Source organism: Flavobacterium sp. (assembly GCF_023151265.1).
Lineage (GTDB): Bacteria > Bacteroidota > Bacteroidia > Flavobacteriales > Flavobacteriaceae > Flavobacterium.
Map to the genome: position 1 here is coordinate 1 of NZ_JAKLJH010000107.1, position 9280 is coordinate 9280.

At 34.0% G+C, this 9280-nt stretch carries 8 protein-coding genes and 2 pseudogenes; 3 read left to right on the forward strand and 7 right to left on the reverse strand.

Annotated features, from left to right (window positions below):
• From L6Q46_RS10255 to L6Q46_RS10280, 6 genes and pseudogenes are all read right to left on the reverse strand, one after another.
• Window positions 1-245: pseudogene (locus L6Q46_RS10255) on the reverse strand (hypothetical protein); the annotation flags it as partial.
• Window positions 242-787, reverse strand: a complete 546-nt coding sequence (locus L6Q46_RS10260; protein WP_291284221.1) for a GNAT family N-acetyltransferase — start codon at window positions 785-787, stop codon at window positions 242-244. The gene L6Q46_RS10260 and the pseudogene L6Q46_RS10255, both read right to left, overlap by 4 nt.
• 79 nt (window positions 788-866) lie before the next feature.
• A complete protein-coding gene (locus tag L6Q46_RS10265; protein ID WP_291284222.1) occupies window positions 867-1733 on the reverse strand; it encodes a nucleoside phosphorylase in 867 nt (288 codons plus the stop codon).
• A gap of 51 nt (window positions 1734-1784) precedes the next feature.
• Entirely contained in the window at window positions 1785-2120 is a 336-nt protein-coding gene (locus tag L6Q46_RS10270) for a translation initiation factor (protein ID WP_291284223.1), read from the reverse strand.
• A gap of 52 nt (window positions 2121-2172) precedes the next feature.
• Complete coding sequence (locus tag L6Q46_RS10275) at window positions 2173-2556, reverse strand: GxxExxY protein (RefSeq protein WP_291284224.1); 384 nt, start codon at window positions 2554-2556, stop codon at window positions 2173-2175.
• 145 nt (window positions 2557-2701) lie between these two features.
• The gene (locus L6Q46_RS10280) at window positions 2702-3655 is read right to left on the reverse strand and encodes a 2-oxoglutarate and iron-dependent oxygenase domain-containing protein (protein ID WP_291284225.1); all 954 of its coding nucleotides are present in this window, start codon (window positions 3653-3655) and stop codon (window positions 2702-2704) included.
• Between the two features lie 300 nt (window positions 3656-3955).
• Here L6Q46_RS10280 and L6Q46_RS10285 point away from each other — a divergent pair, with 300 nt between their 5' ends.
• A complete protein-coding gene (locus L6Q46_RS10285) occupies window positions 3956-5932 on the forward strand; it encodes a dehydrogenase E1 component subunit alpha/beta (RefSeq protein WP_291284226.1) in 1977 nt (658 codons plus the stop codon).
• Window positions 5933-6038: 106 nt separating this feature from the next.
• Window positions 6039-6845, forward strand: a complete 807-nt coding sequence (locus L6Q46_RS10290) for an alpha/beta hydrolase-fold protein (protein WP_291284227.1) — start codon at window positions 6039-6041, stop codon at window positions 6843-6845.
• On the opposite strand, the pseudogene L6Q46_RS10295 reads toward L6Q46_RS10290, so the two are convergent.
• Window positions 6846-7871: pseudogene (locus tag L6Q46_RS10295) on the reverse strand (WYL domain-containing protein). It lies immediately after the preceding gene.
• A gap of 196 nt (window positions 7872-8067) precedes the next feature.
• Between L6Q46_RS10295 and L6Q46_RS10300 the strand changes: the two are divergent.
• Window positions 8068-9280: RtcB family protein (locus tag L6Q46_RS10300; RefSeq protein ID WP_291284228.1), on the forward strand; the 1213-nt coding region annotated here is incomplete at its 3' end.

The following is a 9280-nucleotide window of genomic DNA, read 5'->3' on the forward strand; positions in this document are numbered from 1 at the left end:
TATTTGATATTATTTCTTGAAAGTAAATCGCCTAATTTTGGAGTATTTACTTCATTCATTTTAAAAATTCCAATGTATAGTTTTACATTTTCAATCTCATTTTTATCAGCAAAATCCTTTAGAAAAGCGTGTTTTGAACTACAAGTACCTTTGTTTTCAGATAACACTAATAAAAAATCGTACCTATTCGCATTTCTGCCATAAGGAAGGTTTTTAACTTTATCAATTAGCTCTTCAAAATTCATTCTAACGTTCTAAATTCTAATTTTTTTAACTGCCACCATTTCCAAGTTACGCCATCTTCATCAGGATAATCTTCCATAAAATGGAAACCTACTTTTTGTAAAACGTGATTAGAAGCGCCATTTTCAGCATGCGTATAAGCATTCATTTCTTGAATATTCATTTGATTAAAACCATAGTCTAACCAAGCGTTTGAAGCTTCCGTAGCGAAACCTTTGTTCCAAAATTTTTCATTTAAGCGATAGCCGTAATCGTAAAAATTGGTATTTCCATTTTCTACGTGGTCGTTTACAAATTTAATTCCGGTCCAACCGATAAGTTCATTCGTATCTTTAGTAATAGCTACAAAACGCCCAATTCCGTTATCAATGTATTGTTTTCTAACCATATCAATGTAGGCATGAACTTCGTCAATGTGAACAACGGGTTTTTGCCACAGATATTTGTGCACATTAGGATTGCAATCCATTTCAAATAGAGCATTTGCATCTTCGTGACGCATTTCTCTTAGGATTAGTCTGGGTGTTTCGAGTATTAAATTCATTTTATAATTTTATTATTCAACATTCAAAATTTAAAACTTGGAATGTTGAATGTTGATTAACGAATTTTGAAGTTTTAGATTATTCTGCTAATTTATTCAAAGTATATTCAATTAATTCATCTACAGCTTTATATGGGTCTTCACTGAAAGTACCAGTTGCACGGTTAGCAATGATGGCATTTAAGGATAAACAGTTGTGACCTAATAGTTTCCCTAAACCATAAATAGCGCCTGTTTCCATTTCTAAATTCGTCATTCGAGTTCCGTTGAAATTGAAGCTATCCATTTTAGAATTTAATTCTGGATCTTGAATTCCTAAACGAACCACGCGCCCTTGTGGACCGTAAAATCCGCCAGCTGTTCCCGTGAATCCTTTGAAAATTTTATCGCTTTCTAAACGTTGTTCTAAAGTTTTACTTCCCGCAATTACATAAGGACGACCTTTTCTCATATCCCAATTCGTTTGATTAATAAACGCTTCTTCCATATCAATTTCAGAAACTTCATCAATTAAATAGGAGCGAAGCATGTTATCCAACCCTAAACCATACTGACTCATTACAAAACTATCGCAAGGAATATCGGCTTGTAAAGAACCCGAAGTTCCAATACGAACAATGTTTAAAGAAGTTAATTCTTCTTTAACCGTTCTGGTTTCTAAATCTACGTTTACCAATGCGTCCAATTCGTTCATTACGATGTCAATGTTGTCCGGACCAATTCCAGTTGACATCACGGTCATTCTTTTGCCTTTGTAAGTTCCTGTTTGAGTTTTGAATTCACGCTTTTGAGTGGTAAACTCAATAGAATCAAAGTGTTTTGTGATTTTTTCTACACGATTTTGATCTCCAACGAAGATAATATCGTTAGCGATTTGTCCAGGTTTTAAATTGATGTGGTATACACTTCCATCTGGATTTAATATTAATTCTGATGCTGCTATCATTTTATGTTTATAAGTTTATGAGTTTATGAGTTTAAAAGTGTTTAGTACTTTTTATCCTCCAACTCGTTTTGTTTTGAATCCTTTGTCTTGTAAAATTTTCATGATTTTATCACGATAATCGCCTTGAATGATGATTTCGCCGTCTTTGAACGTGCCACCAACCGCTAATTTGCTTTTGATTTCTTTTGCTAAGATTTTAAAATCTTCGTCTTCGCCTTCATATCCTGAAATAATCGTGGTAGGTTTTCCTTTTCGCTTTTCGTATTTGCAAATCATAGGTTCTTTTTGAACAAATAATTCGTGAGGAGTTTCCTCGATAATTTCTGGTTCGTTAGAAACTTCGTGGTCAGGAAATAGTTTTTTTAGTTGTTCTTCTAAATCATTCATAGTTAATTTTTTAGAACGCGGATAACACTGATTTTACGAGTTACCGCTGATTTTATTTTTTATAATTTTGAAATACTTTTCTACAAAACTCAGGTTTTTTTCCAAAGTTTAATAGAAGGCCTACCTCAATATTTGTACTTTTTAAATAATTAAGTAGTTGAAATTCATGAGCTTCAGTAATAGCTTCAGTAGCTTTTAATTCTAAAATTACTTTATCGTTTACTATTAAATCGGCATAATATTCACCTACTTCAATATTTTTATAATATACTTTTATTTGCTTTTGAGATTCAACTTCAAATCCATTATTTTTTAATTCATTGTATAATGCATTTTGGTATACTTTTTCTAGAAAACCATGTCCTAATTCATTATATACTTCATAAAACAATTTCAAAATTGAACCTGTCAACTCTTTGTGTAAAATACTACTCATAATTTTTATTATTAATCTGCGGTTATCCGAAAAATCCGTTTCATCCGCGTTCCAATGTGGCGTGTAAATGTTAATCTTTAAACAAAAAACCAAACCCCAATGTTACTTGGAATTTGGAATTTTATTTATTGGAATTTTATTTCCTTTATTTCTTAATCAATCCTAATTCAACCAAACGTTCATGTAAGAACTCACCAGCAGTGATATCTTCATATAATTTTGGATTATTTTCATCGATACATTCTGGTAAGCAATTTAGACTCATATCGCTTACAGGATGCATGAAGAAAGGAATCGAATAACGAGAAGAACCCCACAATTCTCTTGGTGGATTTACCACTTGGTGAATCGTTGATTTCAACTTATTGTTGGTGTGTCTTGATAACATATCCCCAACATTAATCATTAACTCGTCTGGTTGTGCAATTGCATCTACCCATTCGCCATTGTGGTTTTGTACTTGTAATCCTTTTCCTTGAGCGCCCATTAATAAGGTAATCAAGTTGATATCACCATGAGCTGCTGCACGAACGGCTCCGTCTTTAGGCTCGTCGGTAATAGGTGGGTAGTGGATTGGACGTAAAATACTGTTTCCGTCTTTGATGTATTTGTCAAAGTAGAATTCGTCTAATCCGATGTAAAGTGCTAACGCTCTTAACACATAAACACCTGTTTTTTCTAACATTTGGTACGCTTCTTTACCTACTACATTGAATTTAGGTAATTCTGTTACTTCCACGTTATCTGGATATTCGCCAGCGTACTTTGAACCTTCGCTAACGTATTGTCCAAAATGCCAAAACTCTTTCAAATCTCCAGCAGAGCGACCTTTAGCATGTTCTTTACCGAAAGAAACATAACCACGTTGTCCACCAATTCCTGGGATTTCGTATTTTGCTTTGGTTTCTAAAGGAAGTGAAAAGAAGTTTCTTACTTCTGAATACAATCCTTCAACTAATTTGTCATCTAAAAAATGACCTTTTAATGCTACGAAGCCAATTTCTTCGTAGGCTTTTCCGATTTCATTTACAAATTTTTGTTTACGTGCCGGATCATCCGACAGGAAATCACGTAAGTCAACACTAGGAATTTGTTGCATACTTAAGCTTTGTTGTTAATAAATCATTATGGGTTATAACCCAAGTAAATACAAATGTAATTAAATATTTTAAATTCAAAAAAGGAAAGTTGTTAACAATTGAGAAAAGTAAAAAGGGAAAAGTAAAAAGGTGAAAGAAAAAATCTAACCAGAGATAATTTTACAAATCTTTGAAATTTATTCTTTTTGTTCTTTGCTTTCAAATTTGAATTTGATTTTTTAACTTTCTTTTTTTATAACAATTCGCTTTCAAAATGTTATTTTTATTACTTTTGAGCAAAATTTAATTGTTCCATCATCATGAACTTTGAAAGAAAAGATTTATCGAATTCGCAACTACTTGATTTATACAAGAAAATCTTAAAACCGCGTTTGATTGAAGAGAAAATGTTGATTCTAATCCGTCAAGGAAAAGTATCGAAATGGTTCTCTGGAATTGGGCAAGAAGCTATTTCTGTAGGGATAACTTCGGTTTTGGATAAAGATGAATATATTTTACCAATGCACCGTAATTTAGGAGTATTTACAACTCGTGATATTCCATTACACCGTTTATTTTCGCAATGGCAAGGTAAGAAAAACGGATTTACAAAAGGACGAGATAGAAGTTTCCACTTTGGAACGCAAGAATATAAAATTATTGGTATGATTTCGCATTTAGGTCCTCAATTAGGGATTGCTGACGGAATCGCTTTAGCCAATAAATTAAGAAAGAACGGAAAAGTAACTGCTGTATTTACAGGTGAAGGAGCTACTTCGGAAGGTGATTTTCACGAAGCATTAAATATTGCTGCTGTTTGGGAATTACCGGTTTTATTTGTAATTGAGAATAATGGTTACGGATTATCGACTCCAACCAACGAGCAATATCGTTGTGAAAACCTTGCTGATAAAGGTGTAGGTTACGGAATGGAAAGCCACATTGTAGATGGAAATAATTTATTAGAAGTAGTGCATTTGATTTCGGAATTAAAAGCTTCTATGGTTGATAATCCACGTCCAGTGTTATTGGAATTCAAAACGTTTAGAATGCGTGGCCATGAAGAGGCGAGTGGTACGAAATACGTTCCTCAAGAATTAATGGACATGTGGGCTGTGAAAGATCCAGTTGAAAATTATAGAAATTACTTAAAAGCTACTGCAGTTTTATCAGATGAAGAAGATGACGCTATTAGAGCTGAAATTAAGAAAGAAATTGATACGGATTGGGCGAAAGTTCAAGAAGAACCAGAAATTGTAGCTTCTTTGGAAGAAGAATTAGGAGATGTTTACCAACCTTATACTTTCGAAGAATTCAATCCATCTTCAGAAGTAGAAAATATCCGTGTTATTGATGCGATTTCGAATGGTTTACGTCAGTCGATGGAACGCCATGAAAATTTGGTAATCATGGGACAAGATATCGCAGAATATGGTGGTGCTTTCAAGATTACTGATGGTTTTGTAGCGCAATTTGGAAAAGAAAGAGTTAGAAATACACCAATCTGTGAAAGTGCTGTAGTTTCAGCGGCTAACGGATTATCAATAAACGGATTTAAAGCGGTAATGGAAATGCAGTTTGCCGATTTCGTTTCTACCGGATTTAATCCAATCGTAAACTTACTAGCAAAGCAACATTACAGATGGCAAGAAAAGTCGGATGTAGTGGTGCGTATGCCTTGCGGTGGAGGAACTCAAGCAGGACCTTTCCACTCACAAACTAACGAAGCTTGGTTTACCAAAACTCCGGGATTGAAAGTAGTATATCCAGCGTTTCCTTATGATGCTAAAGGGTTATTGAATACAGCTATTAATGATCCAAATCCAGTATTATTCTTCGAACACAAGCAATTGTATAGAAGTGTGTATCAAGATGTGCCAAAAGACTACTACACATTACCTTTCGGAAAAGCGTCATTGATTAAAGAAGGAACTGATGTAACCATTATTTCGTTTGGAGCGGGAGTTCATTGGGCTTTAGAAACGTTAGCCAAAAATCCAGAAATCAAAGCAGATTTATTAGATTTAAGAACGTTACAACCAATGGATTGGGATGCAATTTACACTTCTGTTAAGAAAACAAATAAAGTAATCATTTTACAAGAAGATACTTTGTTTGGTGGTGTTGCTAGTGATATTTCGGCCATGATTATGGAAAACTGCTTCGAACATTTAGACGCTCCAGTAAGAAGAGTAGGAAGTTTAGAATCAGCTATTCCGTTTATGAAATCATTAGAAGATCAATATTTACCTAAAGGTAGATTTGAAGTGGAATTAAAAGAGCTTTTGGCTTATTAATTCATTCAGTATAAATTATTAGAAGACACTTTCGGGTGTCTTTTTTTGTTTAAAAAATGATATATTTGATTTTCTTTAATTTTCTATATTTCTAAATTTTAATTATATGAAGTCAATATCTTCGATATTACTGTTCTTAATTGTTCTATTAAGTTGTTCCAATAACCAACAGCCTAATGATCCCATTCCAGTGCATGAAACCTTTACAATTGATTCCAAATATGTCAATGAAAAAAGAGTTATTAATGTTTGGTTTCCAGATGAATACAAAAATTCAAAAGATTCTTTACCCGTTTTGTATATGCCTGATGGCGGAATTAAAGAAGATTTTCCTCATATTGCCAACACGTTATCTGATTTAATTAAGGCTAAAAAAATTAAACCCTTTATATTAGTTGGAATCGAAAACACACAACGCAGACGCGATTTAACACCACCAACAACTGTAGCAAAAGATAAAGAAATTGCTCCAGTAGTAGGTGGTTCTGCTGCTTTCAGAAATTTTATTCAAAAAGAATTAATTACAGAAGTGAATTCAAAATATAGAACCACAAGCAAAAAGGGAATCCTTGGTGAATCATTAGCTGGATTATTTGTTACCGAAATTTTTCTAACTTCTCCAGATATGTTTGATTTTTACATCGCTTTTGATCCTTCGTTATGGTGGAATAACAAACAATTATTAAAAGATAGTCCAAATTATTTAAAAACATTTCCAACAACTTCTAAAACGTTTTGGTTTGCAGGGTCAAGTGCCAAAGATATTTTTGGTAACACTAATAAACTAGCTGAAGTTTTAACTTCAAATGCACTTCCAAATGTAAAGTGGAATTATTCCCTAGAAAAGAAAGAAGAACATCATACAATCTTTAGAGCGACTAAGGAAAAAGCGTTGATTTGGAGTTTGAATTAATTAGTTCTCCTTTGGTTCTTCATACCTTTTCATGGATTTCTCTAAAATACTTTTCATTCGTAATCGCAAACGTTCGGGTTTTAGAACTTCTAAGCCGTCTCCGAAGCCTTAGAGAATGCGTTCCATTTCGTAGTTTTCGATTAGAAATAGGTTGATGATAATACTTCCGTCTTCGTTTTCTTTTAGCAATCGTTGGGAGCGATGAAGCGGTTTGGTTAATACATAAGGTGCATTGTATTGGTCTATCCAAAGTTGGATTGGTCTAGGTTGTAAACCTGAATTTACAGTAACGCCAATGACATTTTTATAATATTTTTCAGCATCGAAAGATTGCTCTAAAAAAGGCATTTGGAAATCGTAATCAATTTTAATGATTCGGTCTAAAGCTAAATTTGAGATGGGCTGACTAGCTTTTTTTCGCCCCACTATAAACCAACGATTGTTGAATTCTTTTAGAATAAATGGATGAAAATGAAACTGTTGTTCTTCTCTGGATTTGAATGACTTATAAGTGATTACTAAAACTATTTTTTTAACTATGGCTTGATAGATTTCATCCAAAAAATGTAAGCCTTTTAAACTCTCGTTTTTATCCAAATGAATAACGGGTTGGGTGTGTGATTTTTCGGCATAAATTTTATCTTCTAATCGTTGGAGAATATCTGAAACATCGTTAAAAAGCGAAAAATCTTTGAATTGCTTCAACATGGAAACCGTTTCACTCAATACATTAATATCCGTTTCGGTTAAAGGAATATCGGTTATGGAGAAATCTTCATTGGCATAATGGTAATACTTTTTATCATAGACTTCAATTGGCGCATTGTAGCCCAACTTTTCGCTACGCATCATCTGAATGTCTAATTGAATGGTACGTTTGCTTACGGGGTTTTCCTTACCTTCATATTCGTACAAAGCTTCGCTACAAGCGTTCATTAAATCTTCTAATGTCCATTGACGGTAGTTGTTTTGCAAACATTTGTCGATGGTTTTGTAGCGGATGAGGGCGTTTTTATTTTGAGCCATTTTTTGAAGTGTTCAGTGGTCAGTTTATAGTGTTCAGCTCAAAAATACAATTCTTTTTTTAGTACGCAAAATAATTGCGTAGTTCTGTAAAACCTTTGCTTCATCAAACAAAGGGAAGTAAGCCTGATGTATCGTTGGACATGCATCAGGCTCTCGAAAGCAAAGAAATTCAAATAAAAAATATAAATTTAACATCATGGAAACTAAAATTAACGGAACCGATTTATTAGCCTTAGGGTATCCAGAAGGAACTTTAATAGGAATAGCTTTAAAAGCGAATGTCAAAAGAACAGGATATTCAAAAGAAGAAATGTTATCGAACTATGCCTTGGTATTAGAAAATCCAGAAGCATTTTTAGAACATAAAATCTTTGGAAAATTAGCACAAGCTATCATAGAAAAAACAAATGAGAAACCAGAAGATTTCATCGCCTTAAATCAAAATCCGTCTGATTTTGCCTTATATGGTAAAGATAAAATCGAAGAAGGAGCCATTAAACAAATGCAAGTTGCAATGCAGTTGCCCGTTACTGTTGCGGGTGCTTTAATGCCTGATGCGCATCAAGGTTATGGATTGCCAATTGGCGGTGTTTTAGCTACTAATAATGCGGTGATTCCTTTTGGTGTGGGTGTGGATATTGGATGTAGAATGGCATTGTCGATTTATGATATTCCCGAGTTGTTTTACTATGAAAATGAAGCGAAATTCAAAAGAGAATTAGTGGCACATTCCAAATTTGGAGCGGGACACGGATTTCACGGACAATACAAATCGAATCATGAAGTTTTGGATAGAAACGAGTTTACCGAACATACGTTTATTAAAAACTTAAAAGATAAAGCTTGGTCGCAATTGGGAAGTTCTGGTGGAGGAAATCACTTTGTGGAATTTGGTATTATTGAATTTGCAACCGATGATGCTGCATTAAATATTCCAAAAGGAAAATATGTGGCTTTGTTAACGCATTCGGGTTCGAGAGGATTTGGTGCTACTATTGCGGGACATTATACGAAGATTGCTAAAGAAACTTGTAAACTTCCAGAAGTAGCTAGAAACTTAGCTTATTTGGATTTAAGTTCTGATTTAGGACAAGAGTATTGGATTGCCATGAATTTGGCGGGAGATTACGCTTCGGCATGTCATGAAATCATTCACACGAAAATGGAAAAAGCGTTGGGAGCAACTGTTTTAGCCAAAGTAGAAAACCATCATAATTTTGCTTGGAAAGAAATGTACAACGGAGAAGAAGTGATTGTACATAGAAAAGGAGCAACTCCAGCTGCAAAAGGCGTGATGGGAATTATCCCAGGAAGTATGACGGCACCTGGATTTTTAGTGAGAGGAAAAGGCGAGGAGAACGCTATCAATTCTGCTTCCCATGGAGCCGGAAGACAAATGAGTAGAACCC

Excerpts from the sequence above, each read along its gene's own strand:
- L6Q46_RS10260 (WP_291284221.1), bottom strand. The coding sequence starts at position 787 with ATGAATTTAATACTCGAAACACCCAGACTAATCCTAAGAGAAATGCGT.
- L6Q46_RS10265 (WP_291284222.1), bottom strand. The coding sequence starts at position 1,733 with ATGATAGCAGCATCAGAATTAATATTAAATCCAGATGGAAGTGTATAC.
- L6Q46_RS10270 (WP_291284223.1), bottom strand. The coding sequence starts at position 2,120 with ATGAATGATTTAGAAGAACAACTAAAAAAACTATTTCCTGACCACGAA.
- L6Q46_RS10275 (WP_291284224.1), bottom strand. The coding sequence starts at position 2,556 with ATGAGTAGTATTTTACACAAAGAGTTGACAGGTTCAATTTTGAAATTG.
- L6Q46_RS10280 (WP_291284225.1), bottom strand. The coding sequence starts at position 3,655 with ATGCAACAAATTCCTAGTGTTGACTTACGTGATTTCCTGTCGGATGAT.
- L6Q46_RS10285 (WP_291284226.1), top strand. The coding sequence starts at position 3,956 with ATGAACTTTGAAAGAAAAGATTTATCGAATTCGCAACTACTTGATTTA.
- L6Q46_RS10290 (WP_291284227.1), top strand. The coding sequence starts at position 6,039 with ATGAAGTCAATATCTTCGATATTACTGTTCTTAATTGTTCTATTAAGT.